The 15,860-nt window shown below is 70.7% G+C and carries 16 protein-coding genes; 12 read left to right on the forward strand and 4 right to left on the reverse strand.

Translation table 11 applies throughout. From position 1 onward, the window contains the following. Positions 1-247 precede the first annotated feature (247 nt). From Q0817_RS04645 to Q0817_RS04690, 10 genes are read left to right on the forward strand one after another with little or no spacing between them, the layout of a single operon-like run. Positions 248-568: a hypothetical protein gene (locus tag Q0817_RS04645; RefSeq protein WP_298584958.1), complete on the forward strand. Its 321-nt coding sequence runs from the start codon at positions 248-250 to the stop codon at positions 566-568. A 38-nt stretch (positions 569-606) separates the two neighbouring features. Continuing rightward, the gene (locus Q0817_RS04650) at positions 607-1,497 is read left to right on the forward strand and encodes a hypothetical protein (protein WP_298584960.1); all 891 of its coding nucleotides are present in this window, start codon (positions 607-609) and stop codon (positions 1,495-1,497) included. A 19-nt stretch (positions 1,498-1,516) separates the two neighbouring features. Continuing rightward, positions 1,517-2,806 (forward strand): V-type ATPase 116kDa subunit family protein, encoded by a 1,290-nt coding sequence (locus tag Q0817_RS04655; RefSeq protein ID WP_298584962.1) that lies wholly within the window; start codon positions 1,517-1,519, stop codon positions 2,804-2,806. Positions 2,807-2,811: 5 nt separating this feature from the next. Next, on the forward strand, positions 2,812-3,255 hold the full coding sequence (locus Q0817_RS04660; protein WP_298584964.1) for an ATP synthase subunit C: 444 nt from the start codon (positions 2,812-2,814) through the stop codon (positions 3,253-3,255). Between the two features lie 6 nt (positions 3,256-3,261). Next, complete coding sequence (locus Q0817_RS04665; protein ID WP_298584966.1) at positions 3,262-3,492, forward strand: hypothetical protein; 231 nt, start codon at positions 3,262-3,264, stop codon at positions 3,490-3,492. After that, on the forward strand, positions 3,489-4,010 hold the full coding sequence (locus Q0817_RS04670) for a hypothetical protein (protein WP_298584969.1): 522 nt from the start codon (positions 3,489-3,491) through the stop codon (positions 4,008-4,010). Before Q0817_RS04665 ends, Q0817_RS04670 begins: the two co-directional genes overlap by 4 nt. Positions 4,011-4,030: 20 nt before the next feature. Then, positions 4,031-5,746, forward strand: a complete 1,716-nt coding sequence (locus tag Q0817_RS04675; protein ID WP_298584971.1) for a V-type ATP synthase subunit A — start codon at positions 4,031-4,033, stop codon at positions 5,744-5,746. A gap of 29 nt (positions 5,747-5,775) precedes the next feature. Next, the gene (locus Q0817_RS04680; protein ID WP_298585183.1) at positions 5,776-7,188 is read left to right on the forward strand and encodes a V-type ATP synthase subunit B; all 1,413 of its coding nucleotides are present in this window, start codon (positions 5,776-5,778) and stop codon (positions 7,186-7,188) included. After that, complete coding sequence (locus Q0817_RS04685) at positions 7,185-7,823, forward strand: V-type ATP synthase subunit D (protein WP_298584974.1); 639 nt, start codon at positions 7,185-7,187, stop codon at positions 7,821-7,823. The genes Q0817_RS04680 and Q0817_RS04685 overlap by 4 nt, the downstream gene beginning before the upstream one ends. After that, positions 7,820-8,254 (forward strand): universal stress protein, encoded by a 435-nt coding sequence (locus Q0817_RS04690; protein WP_298584976.1) that lies wholly within the window; start codon positions 7,820-7,822, stop codon positions 8,252-8,254. Before Q0817_RS04685 ends, Q0817_RS04690 begins: the two co-directional genes overlap by 4 nt. A 338-nt stretch (positions 8,255-8,592) precedes the next feature. Here Q0817_RS04690 and Q0817_RS04695 read toward each other — a convergent pair whose 3' ends face one another. Next, positions 8,593-8,775 (reverse strand): hypothetical protein, encoded by a 183-nt coding sequence (locus Q0817_RS04695; protein WP_298584978.1) that lies wholly within the window; start codon positions 8,773-8,775, stop codon positions 8,593-8,595. Positions 8,776-8,787: 12 nt separating this feature from the next. Next, on the reverse strand, positions 8,788-9,729 hold the full coding sequence (locus Q0817_RS04700) for a lycopene cyclase family protein (protein ID WP_298584981.1): 942 nt from the start codon (positions 9,727-9,729) through the stop codon (positions 8,788-8,790). A 343-nt stretch (positions 9,730-10,072) separates the two neighbouring features. Between Q0817_RS04700 and Q0817_RS04705 the strand changes: the two genes are divergently transcribed. Beyond that, a complete protein-coding gene (locus Q0817_RS04705) occupies positions 10,073-12,160 on the forward strand; it encodes a M3 family metallopeptidase (protein ID WP_298584985.1) in 2,088 nt (695 codons plus the stop codon). A 145-nt stretch (positions 12,161-12,305) separates the two neighbouring features. On the opposite strand, the gene Q0817_RS04710 is transcribed toward Q0817_RS04705, so the two are convergent. Together Q0817_RS04710 and thrS are read right to left on the reverse strand one after the other, a co-directional pair. Continuing rightward, complete coding sequence (locus tag Q0817_RS04710; RefSeq protein WP_298584989.1) at positions 12,306-12,884, reverse strand: HIT domain-containing protein; 579 nt, start codon at positions 12,882-12,884, stop codon at positions 12,306-12,308. After that, positions 12,881-14,998 (reverse strand): threonine--tRNA ligase, encoded by a 2,118-nt coding sequence (gene thrS / locus Q0817_RS04715; RefSeq protein ID WP_298584990.1) that lies wholly within the window; start codon positions 14,996-14,998, stop codon positions 12,881-12,883. Before thrS ends, Q0817_RS04710 begins: the two co-directional genes overlap by 4 nt. Positions 14,999-15,152: 154 nt before the next feature. Between thrS and Q0817_RS04720 the strand changes: the two genes are divergently transcribed. Continuing rightward, the gene (locus Q0817_RS04720; protein ID WP_298584992.1) at positions 15,153-15,803 is read left to right on the forward strand and encodes a hypothetical protein; all 651 of its coding nucleotides are present in this window, start codon (positions 15,153-15,155) and stop codon (positions 15,801-15,803) included. The last annotated feature ends 57 nt before the right edge of the window (positions 15,804-15,860 follow it).

A 15,860-nucleotide genomic window follows, 5' to 3' on the forward strand; every position in this document is an offset into this window, starting at 1 on the left:
AGATCTCACGGTGGCCGCACCCTCGTCCGGAACGACGAGCAGGGCCACCGCGCTACACCACTATCGGGGGCTCAACTCGGGGCCATCGGCACGCGCCTACACTGACCTTCAATCCTGACCGGAGTGAGGTCGCATAGTACGGAGCAACATTCTGGACCGCTTCCGCCCTGTGGGCGCGCCGGGTCCGGCCGACTCCGCGACGGGCCGTGTTGACGACGAGCTGGGCCCAGCTGAGGAACTGGCCCCCGTGTTCGCCGCTCTGTCCGACGACGTAGCTTCATGCCGGGTCCTGGTGGAAGACGCGCGTCGGAGGGCGGAGGAGGAGATGGAGACTGCCAGGGGCCGAGCGGCGGCCATTCTGGCCCGCGCCCGACTGGAATCCGACGCCCGGCGCGCGGGCGCTGCCCAGAGCGCGGAGCGATCGGGCTCCGCCCAGGACGCACATCTGCTCGAGCGCGCCGCCGCCGAAGCGGCCACCCTCAAGGACGAGGCGCGGCGACAGATGCCGTCCGTGGTGGCCGTGCTCCTCGATCGCATCGTGGCGTATGGGAGCACCGGGCCATCATGAGGGCGGATTGGGTCGCAGCCTCCGTGCGTGCCCGATCCATGGCACAGCACCGCGTGGGGGTGGCCGTGTGCCGGCGCATGGCCGCCCAGGACGGCTTGGCCGGCGCTCTGTCCCTGGGGCCTGAATGGGCGACCCCGGGTGGGTTCGGTGGCATCCTCGACCTGGAGCAGGCCGAGCGTGCTCTCAACGAGGCGTTCCTGTGGCGGCTGCGGGTGTTGGCCGGGTGGTTGCCTCCTACCGGGACCGGTCTGGCCCGGGCCGCGGCCGGACTCTTCGAGATCGAGAACGTCGTGGCACTGGCCCGTCGGCTCGACGGTGGCGGGCAGGAGACGCCGCCGTTCGACCTCGGGACGCTGGCTACCGCCTGGCCGCGGGTGCGGACGGCCACGTCAACCGAGGAACTGGCCCGTGTCCTGGACGGCCCCCCATGGGGGCGCATCGGCTTCGAGATCGACGGCGCCGGCTCTTTGCGAGACGTCCTGTTACTGGCCTGGTGGAGGCGGCTGGCCACGGTCGCGCCGAGGGCACGGCCCTGGTACGGGATGGTGTGCGTTCTCACGGCGGCCCGGCTCCAGCTTTTCGACGGCGCGGCGCCGATGCAGCCTCTCCTACGTTTTCTGCGCCCGGTCCTGGGCAGGACGTGGGAGACCGCGGACGGCATGACGGCGTTCGCCGCCGCCGTCCCGCCGCACCTGCGTGGCATCATCTCGGGCGTGGAGCAGCCGGAGGGGTTGTGGCGGGCGGAGGCCAGGTTCGGCTTCGCGGTGGAGGACGACGGGTTCCGTCTGCTGCACGGCTCCCTCCCGGGCGCCGAGGTGGTGCTGGGTGCTCTGGCCGTACTGGCCGTCGACGCCTGGCGGGTCCGGGTGGCGCTGACTGCGGCGACCATCGGCGCCGGAGCCGGTGAGGTGCTCGATGTCATGGCGTGAACGGTTGGTCCCGGCTCGCATGGAACGGGTCGGTCTGGTTGTGCCGGCCCTGGGCCTGCGGCCGATGCTCGTCGAGGTAGCCCGTTGCGCGGTCGTCGAACTCGACCTCCCGCAGGAACCGGGCACCGGGCCGGAGGAACTGGAGAAGGCTGCCGCTGCCGCTGTGACGTCCGGCCCGCTGGTAGGACTGGTCGGGTGGATGCCCGCCCAAGAGGTCCCCGCACTTGCCGCGGCACTTGCCCCCGTCGGGGCCGCCGTCGTGCGGTTGGACCGGCCGCGCTGGGCCCAGCCGCCGACGTTGCTGGGGAGCAGCGGAGGAAGCGGGATCTCCCGGACACTGGTCGACACCTACGGCACCGTTCCCTACGCCGATCTGGACCCTTCCCGTGCCGCGGGGGTCGCCTACGTGCTGATGTTCGGGATGATGTTCGGCGACGTCGGGCACGGCGCCGTCCTGTTCGCGCTCGGCCTGCTGCTGAGGACCGGCCGCATCCGCCGGGCGGCCCGCCTGCGCAGGGCCTGGCTTTTCGTGAGTGCCGCCGGCCTGACCTCGATGGTCTTCGGGGCGCTGTACGGGGAGGCGTTCGGCCCCACCGGGCTCGTCCCCACCCTGTGGCTGGATCCCTTGGCGGAGCCGGTCCGGCTCATGACCGCCGGGCTGGTGCTCGGAGCGCTACTGCTGGCCGGCGCCTACGCCATCGGCACGGTTAACCGGGTCCGGGAGGGCGGGTGGGGTCTGGCCCTGTACGCCCAGTCCGGTGTCGCCGGGTCATTGCTGTTCCTCGCCGTCGGGCTACTGGTCTGGGGGCTGACCACAGGGATGGATCCGCTGGTGGCGGCCGGGGTCGTGACGGCGCTGTGCGCGCTGGTCCTCGTCTTCGTGGGCCTCTACACGGAGGCCGGCAGAGGGGCGAGCGGCATGCTCCAGGCGGTCATCGAGCTGATGGACACGGTGGTGCGGCTGGGATCGAACCTGGTTTCCTTCGCCCGTCTGGCCGCCTTCGGGCTGACCCACGCGGCTCTGCTGATGGTTGTCTGGCAGGCAACGACCGCCCTGTGGGAACCGGGGTGGCGGGCCGTCGCTGCGGCCGCCGTGTTCGTGGTGGGCAACGTCCTGACGTTCGCCTTGGAAGCACTGGTGGCCGGCATCCAGGCGCTACGCCTTGAGTACTACGAGCTGTTCTCCCGCGTGTTCCAGTCCGCGGGACGGGCCTTCCAGCCCTGGGCACCGGTCCTCGATGCCCCCTCCTCGATCTCCTCCTCTGCTCCGGGCGGCACCGCTGACGCCGATGCCCCGGACGAAAGGTGACGTCCATGAATCCCTGGTTCGGTATGCTCCCCGTCCTCCTCCTGGTGTGCGCGGGCACCGTCCTGCTGGCCAGGCGCCGGAAACGGACGGCCCTCGTGGTGCTGACGGGACTCAACCTCGCGGTGCTGGTCGCCGCCGTGGCGGTGCTGCTCTCCGCACTCGGGGCGGACCCCTCGGTCGCGACGGAGCCGGCGACACCGCTCGTCCCAGCGACGACCACCCCGGCGCCGACCGGGGCCGGCGGATCGGCCCTGATCGCGGCCGCCATTGCCGTCGCGGGGTCCTCGATCGGAGCGGCGATCGCGGTCGCCTACACGGGCTCGGCGGCCCTGGCCGCGATGAGCGAACGGCCGGAAATCTTCGGCCGAGCCATGGTCATCGTCGGTCTGGCCGAGGGCATCGCCATCTACGGTCTGATCATCGCCATCGTCCTCATCGGCAGGGCGTGAGCGGCCGTGGACGCCACTTCGGCCAGGGTCCGCGCCATCGGTGAACCCGCGCTGCTGGCCGGCTACGCACTGTGCGGGGTTGACGTTCTCCCTGCCCGCAACGACGAGGAGGCGCGCGGAGCATGGGCCGCCCTGCCGCCGGGCACCGCGGTCGTGCTGCTGACGGCGGATGCGGGTCGCGCGCTGGAACCGTTCATGGTGGACCAAAACGCCCCGATGACCGTGGTGCTGCCATGAGCGGGACAGCGCCGGTCTCCGCGGCCGCCCTCGAACCGGTGCGGCGGACCCTGCGCGAGGCCGCGCAGCGGGAAGCCGCGGACATCCTCGAGGGCGCAGCCCGACAAGCACGAGAGCTGGAGGACGCGGCCCGGACCGAAGCCGCCGGCATCCTGGCTGCGGCTGCGGCGGAGGGTGAGGCCGCGGCACGAGCCGAGGCCGCACGACGCTCGGCCCGGGTCCGACGGCAGGCGCACGAGCTGGTGCTGGCCCAGCAGAACGCTCTGCGTCAAGACCTGCAACGGCGTCTCCGGGAGGCGGCCGTGGCCCTGCGGACAGACCCCCGGTACCCCGAGCTGCGGGAGCGGCTGAGAGAGCAGTGCCGCCAGGTCCTGGGCCCGGCCGCCACGGTGCGAGAAAGCCCGGAGGGCGGGGTGGTGGCCGAAACCGGCACCCGCAGCCTGGACCTGTCCCTGCCCGTGCTGGCTGCCCTGGTCTTCGAGTCGGCGCCGGAGGCGAGCTCGCTGTGGCGCCGGTAACGCAGCGACGGGTGGGAAACGTGGTGCGCGTCAGCGGGCCCTTGGTGGAGGTCGAGGGCATCGAAGGCCTGGCCATGCTGGAGCTGGTCGAAGTGGGGCCCTACCGCATCAGCGCCGAGACCGTGGCCGTCACCGGACCACGGGCGACGCTGCAGGCCTACGAGTACACCGGTGGGCTGAAGGTCGGGGACCTCGCAGCCGCCACCGGCGCCGAGCTGTCCGGGGTGCTGGGGCCCGGCCTGCTCGGGCAGGTCTTCGACGGTCTGATGCGCCCACTGTCCATGGCCCCGCTGTGGCTGGCTCCGGAGCGGACCGGCTCGGCGCAGGCCAACACCTTCCTGGAACGCCGGTGGAACTTCGACCCGACCGCTACGGTGGGTTCCCGACTCGCCCCGGGTGACGTCCTGGGAACCGTGCCGGACTCAGGAGCCGTGGAACACCGGCTTTTGGTGCCGGCGGGCGTCACCGGCGAGCTCACCTGGCTGGCGCCACAGTCCCGGCTCCGAGGCTCGGACGTGGTGGCCCGGGTAGGAGACCACGACGTCCGGCTTGCCGAGCGTGCGGCGCTACGACGGCAGCGCCCGTTCAGGACCCGGCACGCCGAGGTGGTCCCCTTGCACACCGGCCAGCGAGTCCTGGACCTGCTGTTCCCGCTGGCGCGCGGGGCCGCCGCCGCGGTACCCGGCGGCTTCGGGACGGGCAAGACCCTGCTGCTCCAGCAGATCGCCAAGTGGAGTGATGCCGATGTCATCGTCTACGTCGGGTGCGGGGAGCGGGGCAACGAGATGGCCGACGTCCTGGAAGGACTGTCCGAGCTGGAGGACGGGCGGACGGGGGGCCGACTGATCGATCGCACCGTCATCATCGCCAACACCTCCAACATGCCGATGATGGCGCGTGAGGCCAGCATTTTCACCGGTATCACGGTGGCGGAGTTCTACCGGGACATGGGCCATGACGTCGTGGTGATCGCCGACTCCACGTCCCGTTGGGCCGAGGCGCTGCGCGAGTTCGCCAACCGCAACGGTGATCTGCCTGCCGAGGAGGGCTACCCGGCCGACCTCTCCTCTGCACTGGCTTCCTTCTACGAACGAGCCGGTCGTGTGACCACCTTGGGGGGCAGGACGGCATCGGTCACGGTGATCGGGGCGGTCTCGCCCCCGGGCGGTGACATGAGCGAACCGGTCACCACGGACTCCCAGCGCTTCGTCCGGGCCCTGTGGATGCTCGACCGGGATTTGGCGTACTCCCGGCACTATCCGGCCGTGAGCTGGACCGGGTCTTTCGCCCGCGACGTCGATGCGTTGGGAGCGTGGCAGGCGACGCATGGCCGGCCAGGCTGGGTCGAGCGGCGGGCCCGGGCCGCGGCCCTGATCGCCGAGGCCGATCGGCTCGAGTCCCTGGCGGAGGTCATCGGGGTGTCCTCGCTGCCGGGCCATGAGCGGATGACGATGCTCGGCGGGCGGCTGCTGCGCGAGGGCGTGCTGATGCAGAACGCCCTGAGCGCCAACGACGGGTTCTGCTCGGTGGAGAAGACAGCCGCGCTGCTGGACCTGGTGCTCGACGTCGTGGCGGCCTGCCGGCGACTGGTCGAGCAAGGGATCGCAGCCGCAGCCGTCGAGCAGGTCGATTTCGGCCCGGTACTGCGCGCCCGCGAGGAGAGCGGACCCTCGGACGCGGCCGGTGTCGCCGCGTCGCGCACGGTGATGCTGGGCCGGCTGGAGCAGCTGCTGTGACCGGCTCACCCGATCCGGGTGCCGCTCCCGTGGAAGCGGCGGCCTCACCGCAGCAGATCGGCGTCCAGGTCTCCTACGGTGACGTTCGAGAACTGCGCGGACCGCTGCTGGTCCTCGGCGGAGCCGACGGCGTCGGCTGGGACGAGTTCGCCGAGGTGGATCTCGCCGGCGGTGGGCAACGCCACGGCCTCGTGCTGGAAGTGGATCGGGACATCGCCACCCTGCAAGTGCTGGAGAGCACCGGCGGTATGGCACTGGGGGGGATCAGGGTCCGTTTCGCGGGCCGCCCGTTGCACATCCAAGTGGGTTCCGGGTGGCTGGGACGGGTCTGCAACGGCCGCGGAGAACCGCTCGACGGCGGCCCTCCGGTGACCGGTGCCACCTTCCTCCCGGTCAGTGGGTGGCCCCTGAACCCCGTCCACCGTGAGCCACCGCGACAGCCGGTGCTGACCGGTTTGTCGGTGATCGACGCCCTGACCACGTTGGTGCGGGGACAGAAGCTGCCCATCTTCTCCGTGCCCGGGCTGCCTCACCTGGCGCTGGCCACGCAGATCGCCTCCCAGGCGACCTCCGAGGGCCGGTCCTTCCGGGTGGTGTTCGCAGCCATGGGTCTCACGCACGCCGACATCGCCTACGTCCGGGACCGGCTCGAGGAGCGGTCGGCGGCCGGGGAACTGGTCCTCCTGCTCAACGCCGCCAACGACCCGGTGATCGAGCGGATCCTCACACCGCGGATCGCGCTCACCGTCGCCGAGCACCTGGCCTACGCCGAGGGCCACGACGTCCTGGTGATCATGTCGGACATGACCAGCTACGCCGAAGCGATCCGCGAGGTCTCTGCCGCCCGGCGGGAGATCCCCGCGCGGCGTGGCTACCCCGGTTATCTGTACAGCGACCTGGCCACACTCTACGAACGGTGCGGCAGGGTCCAGGGCCACGACGGCTCGGTGACAGTCCTGCCGGTGCTGACCATGCCCGGCGGGGACATCACGCACCCGGTGGCCGACCTCACCGGGTACATCACGGAAGGCCAGATCGTCCTGGCCCCCGACGTCCTGGCCCGTGGCATCTACCCCCCGGTGGACGTCCTCTCCTCCCTCTCCCGGCTGATGCGCAGCGGCGCCGGGAAGGGCCGCACCCGCGAGGACCACCTGGACGTGGCGGCCCAGATGATCGCCGCCATGGCCCGGGCTCGCCAGGCCGCGGAACTGGCAGAACTGGTGGGTGTGGCCGCGCTCAGTGAGACCGACCGCAGCTACATCGCCTACCGCACGCACCTGGAAAGAGATTTCCTCAACCAGGGCCCCGAGGAGTTCAGATCCCTGGAGGAGACGCTGGACCGGGCGTGGGCCGCGCTGGCCGCCCTGCCCCCCGCCGAACTCACCATGGTGTCCACCACCTTCTTGGACCGTTATCTCCCCGGGCGGAAGGACCGGTCGTGAGCGGCACGGGGCGGGCGCAACGGACCAGACTCGAGCACCGACTCACGACGGCCCGGCACGGCGCCAAACTGCTGGACCGCAAGCAGCACATCGTGGCGGAAGAGCTCGAACGCCTCCAGCTGCGGGCGGGCCTGGTCCGGACCCAGTGGGAGGACCTGGCCGCCGAGGCGGTCCGCTGGCTGGGCCGCGCCGCGGCCCTGGACGGGCTCGCACGGATCACGAGCGCGGCACCGCAGGGGCGAGCCGAGGTGCTGGTGCACCGGGAGACGGCCATGGGAGTGGACTACCCGGCCGATGCGCACTGCCGGTGCCAGCTGACACTGCAGGACACCGGCAGCTCGGCGCTGATCCGGGCGGCAGCCGCCCACCGCGCGGCGCTGGAGGCCGCAGTGCGCTACGCCGCAGCCCAGCGGGCGGTCCGGTTGCTGACAGCCGAGCTCACCGCGACGAGATCTCGTCGCCGAGCAGTCGAGAACCGGTGGATCCCACAACTGGAGCAGCAACTGCTGGAAGTGGCACGCCAGATCGAGGCGCAGGAACTGGAGGAGACCTTGCGACTGCGCTGGGCCGCAGACCGACGCCCCCGAAACCGCGGTCCGACGGCGCCGACCCCAGAGAGGACGGAAACAGCATGAACAGGGTGATCCTGGTGGCCGTCAACGATTCCCGAGCTGCCTTTAACGCAGCAACAGTGGCCGTCGACTACGCCCGCACCCTCGGTGCGACCCTGCGGGTCGTGAGCGTCGTGAACCCGCCAGCGCCGGCCCGGTATCCCGGTGTCGCCGACCCCTCCGAGATGGCGCGGAGCCACGAGCTGGCGGCCCAGGCCTCCCTCCGGCACGTCGCAGCACTGGCAGCCGCCGCAGGCGTCGAAGTGACGTCGAGCTTGCGCCACGGGCAGGTGGCGGCCGAGATCCTGGCCGAGGCCCGGCTCATCGGCGCCACGCTGATCGTCATGGCTCTCGTCGACCGCCCTGGCCACACCACTCCGTATATCGGGGGGCACACCCTGCGCGTGCTGGAGTTCTCCTCCGTCCCGGTGCTGGTGGTGCCGCTCGCTCCGTGACCTGCACCGCTCACCCTCATCGTGAGCTGGACAGGCACGGTCATCGACATCTTCGCCGACATGGCAGGTTCTGTCGTCGGCGGAGGGACTGCTGGGATTGACAAGCGGTGCTTTGACAGAGCTGGGTGGCAACCAGAACCCTCCGGGGCTGGTCATTGCCACGCCGGGCCGTGCTCGGCCGGACTCTGCGAGGCAGCCCCACCACACGTCGTGTGGCGGGGGTGCTACTACCTCGGGGGCCCGCAGCAATCTTCATGCCCCTTGGATCAAATCTGTTGTCACCGCGTGCAGAAGATCGGTTTGCCGGTTCGCCCGGACAAGGGGTTCTGATGACGGGCTCAGATCCATGGACGTGGCTGCAGGAGCATCGTGACCGGCATGGACCCGAGCAGCCCCCGTTCCTGTGCGAAAGTGGTTCGCTCGTCGAGGAAGTCCAGGACGAGATCAGCATCGCCGGAGGTGAACGCGGCCTTCATGAATTGCACCGCGTGTTCAGGATCGTGTTTCCACATCTTGAGCACGGGTTTGTCGTATCAGCGGAAGCGTGGGGACGGCCGGGGAGTGTCAGGTGACCCGGTGGATGCCAGCGTGGAGGCGATGTGTTGGGTCTGGCGAAGGATTCGGGTGAAGCCGTATCCAGTGGTGGCCTTGACGGCCCCGGAGGGACATCCGATGGGCACATGGCTGCCGCGGGGAGAACTGGGGCGGATGCCCAAGGGGATGGAGCCCCGTTCCACGGACACCAAGGAGAACTTGCTCACACCCCACACCTCACGCAGGTAAGCCGACGTTGCCTGTTCGAACGAGAATTCCGGGGTTGGGACCTTCCCCGGCATGATCCGGGTGACTTCAACGACGGCTTCTCGGGTTGAGATCGGCAGGACGCAGTGGAAATGCACGGGGTGGTGTTCACCGGACCGAAAATCAATGAAGGTGGCAATCGATGGGTCAAAGGCATCGTGCGCAGTTCGCACCCGTCGAACCTCACCCGACATGAGCAGTGGTGCCTTGATCCCGGTTAGGGGCACGGTGCTGTCGAAGCAGTGGGATGCCGTGAAGAGCCGGCCATCGGAGAGGGCCACTTCCACCGAGTCGGCATGGGCCCGTACTCGTGAAACTTGTGCGTCAAGACGGGTGATGTGAGGGTTGGCATCAATGACTTCGTCGAGGCATCGGAAAACGGCCCGTGACGAGGTGAGGCACAGGCGGTGGCGCTTGAGCGGCAGGACCTGCTGGGCAGGTCCTGCGTCGACCGCGAGGCTCGTGAACGTGGCTGCGGGAGTCAGGGGCAACGGGAGGGCGTTGTCGTGCCAGTAGATCAGGGAACGGTGCGGGTAACGTTCTTCGGCGTCGTCGATGATGAGGATCCGCGCCCCGGTCAGCTCTGGTTCCCGACTCAGGAAGTAGGCGAGGCTTCGCCCGGCAAGTCCGCCCCCGGCAATGACGACGTCGTACTCCTGCGCTTGGTGGGGCATCAGTAGAGCACTCCCTTTCCGGACGCAGGCATCTCCGCGGCCGCCCTCAGAACCGTCAGCGACCCTCGGGGCGATGGTGCTGACAGGAGCGACCGCCTGGTGTGAGCGGCGCCGAATGTGCCCCACCACAGCGCTGCCGAGCCTCCGCCCCCGGACCGGAACCACGTCCCCGTTCCGGCAAGAAGGAGGACGCGTTGTCCAGTCTGACCGATCTGCGAGAGGTCGTCGACGTCGTCGATGTCCGCATCGCCTCGTCGACGGGCGCGGCGTGCTCACACCCCCGTCACACGGGGAGGCTAGTCTTGGTCGCACCCGTCCGCCCATAACGACAGAAGCCGCCCCCTTGGACAACCCACTCCTTCGCCCCAGCGAGCTCCCCTACGAGCTGCCCGACTTCGGACGGATCAAGGAGGAGCACTTCCTGCCGGCCTTCGAGACGGCGATGGCCCAGGACCTCGAGTGCGTGCGGACCATCCTGGCCGACCCGGCCCCACCCACCTTCGCCAACACCATCGAGGCCCTCGAACGTGGCGGTCTGCCCCTGGACCGAGTCGAGTCGGTCTTCTTCACGCTGACCGCCGCCCACAACACGGAGGGCATCCAACGGATCTACCAGGAGCTTGCCCCGCGGCTGTCGGAGCACAAGGCGGACTTCACGCTCAACAAGGAGCTCTACGCCCGGGTGCGGCGGGTCGACCGCACGGGCCTGGAGCCGTGGCAGCTGCGGGTGCTGGACGAGTACGTCTCCTGGTTCGCGAACTCCGGCGCGGAGCTCAGCCTGGACGACCAGCAGCGGCTCCGGGAGATCAACGACGAGCTCTCGGAGCTGAGCATCAGCTACGGCAACGACCTGATCAGGGAGGTCAACGCCTCGGCCGTGGTCGTCGACGACCCCGCCGAGCTGGACGGCCTGTCCCCCGCGGACATCGAGGCCGCCGCCTCCGCGGCCGCCGAGAACGGACTGCCGGGCCGGTACCTCCTCACGCCCTCGCTGTTCACCGTCCAGCCGGTGCTGTCGGCGCTCACGGACCGTGCGCTGCGCCGGCGGATCCATCTGGCCGCCGTCAACCGCGGCACCGGCGAGCACGGCGGCGAGGGATCGCAGAGCCGCACGGACCTGCTGCCCGTGGCCGCGCGGATCGCCCGGCTGCGCGCGGAACAGGCCGGACTGCTGGGCTACCGCAGCCACGCCGAGCAGGTCCTGGCCGGGAGCACGGCGCCGTCCCTGGAGGCGGTGCACGAGATGCTGGAGCGGATCACCGGTCCGGCGGTGCGCAACGCGCTCGAGGAGAGGGCCGAGCTCGAGCAGCTGGCCGGGCACCCGATCGAGGCGTGGGACTGGCCGTTCTGGGCCGAGCGGCTGCGCCGGGAGCGCTACCGCGTGGACGCCTCGGCGCTGCGGGAGTTCTTCGAGCTGGAGTCCGTGCTGGAGCACGGGATCTTCCGCACCGCCCGGGAGCTCTACGGGCTCGTCTTCACCGAACGTCCCGACCTGCACGGTTATCTGCCCCAGGTGCGGGTGTGGGAGGTCACCGACGAGGAGGGCCGTGGCGCGGGCCTGTTCCTGGGCGACTGGTTCACGCGGCCCACCAAGCAGGGCGGCGCCTGGATGGGCTCGCTCGTGCACCAGAACCGGCTGACCGGGCAGCGCCCCGTCGTCGTCAACAACGCGAACTTCACCCGGCCGCCCGCGGGCAAGCCCAAGCTGCTGACCCTGGACGAGGTGGTGACCGTCTTCCACGAGTTCGGCCACGCCCTGCACGGGCTGCTCTCCGACGTGCAGCTGCCCTCCTTCTCCGGGACGAAGGTGCCGCGGGACTTCGTGGAATACCCCTCCCAGGTGCACGAGATGTGGGTGCTGCACCCGGAGGTGCTCCGGCACTACGCCCGCCACCACCGCACGGGAGAGCCGATCCCCGAGGAGACCGTGGCGGGCCTGCGGGAGGCCTCCGCGCACGGACAGGGCTACCGGACCGTCGAGTACCTCGCCTCGACCTATCTGGATCTCGCCTGGCACGCGATCGAGGACCCGGCCGAGCTGCCGGAGCCGCGGACCGTGGAGCGGGAGGAGCTCGTCCGCGCCGGGGTGGACGTGGACGGCATCGCCCCGCGCTACCGGACCGGGTACTTCAAGCACATCTTCGCCGGCGGCTACTCCGCGGGCTACTGGTCCTACATCTGGTCCGAGATCCTCGACGCGGACACGGCCCAGTGGTTCACGGCCCGCGGCGGACCGACCCGGGAGAACGGGCGGCGCTTCGCCGAGGAGGTGCTCTCGCGGGGCAACGAGACCGCCCCGATGGAGGCCTTCGAGGCTCTGCTGGGACGGCGCCCGCACCTCGGCGCGCTGCTGGAGCGGCGCGGTCTCCAGCCGCGGGAGGAGTTCGTCCACCGGCGGCGCGGTGCTCCCGCCCGGGACGCCCACGGCTGAGCGCCGAGGCGCCCGGGGCCGGGCGTCGCGGCCGGGGTTCGAGCCCGGCACCCGGCCTCGGAGTCGGCCCGGATGACCGGTGCGGGCCATCAGCACGGAGAGCTCAGACCGAAGAGCTCAGACCGAAGTGTTCAGACCGGAGGGCTCAGGCCACGGGCCAGGCGTCGGCGATGTCCTGGCGGGTGTCCCCCAGGGTCTGCATGATCGCCTTGGTCCCGGCGAGGACGGGCATGAAGTTGGCGTCCCCGTTCCAGCGCGGCACCACGTGCTGGTGCAGGTGCCCCGAGAGGGAGCCGCCGGCCGCGGCCCCCAGGTTGATGCCCACGTTGAAGGCGTGCGGGGACGCGACGCTGCGGATCGTCGCGACCGCGGTGCGGGTCAGGTCCGTCAGCTCCCGCAGCTCCTCCAGCTCGAGCTCCGTCAGATCGGCCACGTGCCGGTACGGGCAGACCATGAGGTGCCCGGGGTTGTACGGGAACAGGTTGAGGATCACGAAGCAGTGCTCGCCGCGGTGGACGATCAGCGACTCCTCGTCCGCGCGCTGCGGGCCGTTGCAGAACGGGCACCCGGGGTCCTCCCGCACGGACGGGTCCTCGCCGCGCACGTAGGCGAGCCGGTGCGGGGTCCACAGCCGCTGGAAGCTGTCGGGCACCCCGGGGATCTCGAACTCGTCCTGGCGGATCCAGTGGTGCGGGGGCCCGGCGTCGGGTGCCGTTCCGGTCACTGCCCCACCCCTGCCGTCTCCGCGGCGGCGCGGGGGTCCTCGGCGGCGGCGGCCGTCGGCTCCTCGTTGATGCGGCGCTGGACGTGCGCCACGATCCGCTCCACGGCCTCGCCGACCGGGACGCCGTTGTCCTGCGAGCCGTCGCGGAAGCGGAAGGACACGGCGTTCGCCTCGGCGTCCTCCCCACCCGCGATGAGCACGAACGGGACCTTCTCCTTGGAGGCGGTGCGGATCTTCTTCGGGAACCGGTCCGAGCCGGCGTCCAGCTCCACGCGCACGCCGCGGGCCCGCAGCGTGTCCACGACACCCTGCAGGTAGTCGTTGAAGGCCTCGGCCACCGGGATCGCCACGACCTGGACGGGGGCCAGCCACGCGGGGAACGCCCCGGCGTAGTGCTCCACGAGCACCCCCATGAACCGCTCCACGGACCCGAACAGGGCGCGGTGGATCATCACGGGCCGCTGCCGGGTGCCGTCGGCGGCCTGGTACTCGAGGTCGAAGCGCTCCGGCAGGTTGAAGTCGAGCTGGATGGTGGACATCTGCCAGGTCCGCCCGATCGCGTCCTTGGCCTGCACCGAGATCTTCGGGCCGTAGAACGCGGCGCCGCCCTCGTCCGGGACCAGGTCCAGCCCGGACTCGGCCGCGACCTCGGCGAGGGTGTTCGTGGCCTCGTCCCAGAGCTCGTCCGAGCCCACGAACTTCTCGGGGTCCTTGGTGGAGAGCTCGAGGTAGAAGTCGTCCAGCCCGTAGTCCTTGAGCAGGTCGAGCACGAAGCTGAGCGTGGTGGTCAGCTCCGCCTTCATCTGGTCCCGGGTGCAGTAGATGTGGGCGTCGTCCTGGGTCATGCCCCGCACCCGGGTCAGGCCGTGGACCACGCCGGACTTCTCGTACCGGTAGACCTGCCCGAACTCGAACAGGCGCAGCGGCAGCTCGCGGTAGGAGCGGCCGCGGGACCGGAAGATCAGGTTGTGCATCGGGCAGTTCATGGGCTTCAGGTAGTAGTCCTGGCCCTGCTTGGTCAGCTCCCCGGTCTGCGGGTCCCGCTCCTCGTCCACGTGCATCGCGGGGAACATGCCCTCGCGGTACCAGTCGAGGTGGCCGGAGACCTCGTAGAGGTGTCCCTTGGTGATGTGCGGGGTGTAGACGAACTCGTAGCCGGCCTGCGTGTGCCGCTCCCGGGAGTAGTCCTCCATGGTCTTGCGGATGATCCCGCCCTTGGGGTGGAACACCGGCAGGCCGGAGCCGAGCTCGTCGGGGAAGGAGAACAGGTCCATCTCCGAGCCGAGCCGGCGGTGGTCGCGCCGCTCCGCCTCGGCGAGGCGGTCCTTGTAGGCCTTGAGGTCCTCCTTGGACGGCCATGCCGTGCCGTAGATGCGCTGCAGCTGCTTGTTCTTCTCGGAGCCGCGCCAGTAGGCGGCGGCCGAGCGCGTGAGGGCGTAGCCGTTGCCGATCAGCTTGGTGTCCGGCAGGTGGGGGCCCCGGCACAGGTCCTTCCAGACCGTCTCCCCGGTCTTGCGGTCCACGTTGTCGTAGATCGTCAGCTCGCCGGCGCCGACCTCCACGGAGGCGCCCTCCGCGGCGGCGTCCACGTCCCCGCCGGAGCCCGGACCCTGTGAGAGGCCGATGAGCTCGAGCTTGTACGGCTCGTCCGCCATCTCGGCCCGGGCCTCCTCCTCGCTCACCGCGCGGCGGCGGAAGGACTGGGTGGAGTTCACGATCCGCTGCATCCGCTTCTCGATCGCCTTGAGGTCCTCGGGCGTGAACGCCTGCTCGACGTCGAAGTCGAAGTAGAAGCCGTCGGTGATGTAGGGGCCGATGCCGAGCTTGGCGTCCTCGTGCAGCTGCTGCACGGCCTGGGCCATGACGTGGGCGGCGGAGTGGCGCAGCACCTCGAGGCCCTCCGGCTCGGAGACCAGCACCCGCTGCACGTCGTCCCCGTCGGCCAGTCCGGTGGCCAGGTCCTTGAGCACACCGTTGACCCGGGCCACCACCACGGAGCGGTCCTCGCGGTAGAGGTCCGCGGCGGAGGTCCCGGTCCCCACCGTGCGCTGCTCGCCGTCGACGGTGATCGTGAGGGGGGCGGACTCGGGCTGGTGCTCGGGCACGGTGGTCATGGGGAAGGTGCTCCTTGGGTCGGCAACGGCACGCACCGGTACGGGGGGCGCGTGGCAGCGGCACCGGCGGGCGGCGCGCACTGCATCGATGGTACCTGTCGGCCGGTGCGGGCAGCGGCGGCGAGATGATGACCAGCGGAGGTGAGGCCACCCAATGTCCGCAGACGTTCCCGAACCGCCCGACCCGCCCGCGCCGGGAGAGGAGGCGCCGCCCTCCCCTCCGCCGCCCCCGCAGCGGCTGTGGACCACCGGCTTCGTGCTGATGTGGGCGGGCCAGTTCCTCATCTCGATGAACTTCTACCTGCTGGTGACCGTCATGGCGCTCTACGCCATGGAGCGCTTCGGCATGGCCACCACCGTGCTGCCCGCCGCCGTCCAAGCCCTCATCCCCGCGCACCGGCGGGGCGAGGGCACCGGGTCCTTCATGCTCTCCACCACCCTGGCCGCCGCGCTGGGCCCCCTGGCGGGACTGAGCCTGTCCACGGCGGTCGGCTACGGCACGCTCTTCGTGGTGTGCACGGCGATCGCCCTGCTGGGCCTCGCCGTGGGCGCCGTCACCCGGGTCCCGGAGCTCAGCTTCTCCCCCGAGCATCGCGCGGGACTGCGGTCCTGCTCCGTGGGGCAGTTCGGGGAGACACGGGCCCTGCCCGTGTCGGCGCTCATGCTCTTCGTGGGCGTGGGCGTGGGCGTGGGCGTGGGGTACGGGGCCGTGCTCTCGGCGGTCCAGGCCGCGGCGGTGGTGGCGCTGGGCCTGGTCTACTACGCGGCCGTGCCCGGCGCGCGGTCCCGGCGGGCACCGGGGTGAACCGCACCCGGCACGACGACGGGGCCCCCGTCACCGAAGCGGTGACGGGGGCCCCGG

Origin of the sequence: uncultured Kocuria sp. (assembly GCF_947500125.1) — a bacterium.
In the GTDB taxonomy this organism is placed as follows: domain Bacteria; phylum Actinomycetota; class Actinomycetes; order Actinomycetales; family Micrococcaceae; genus Kocuria.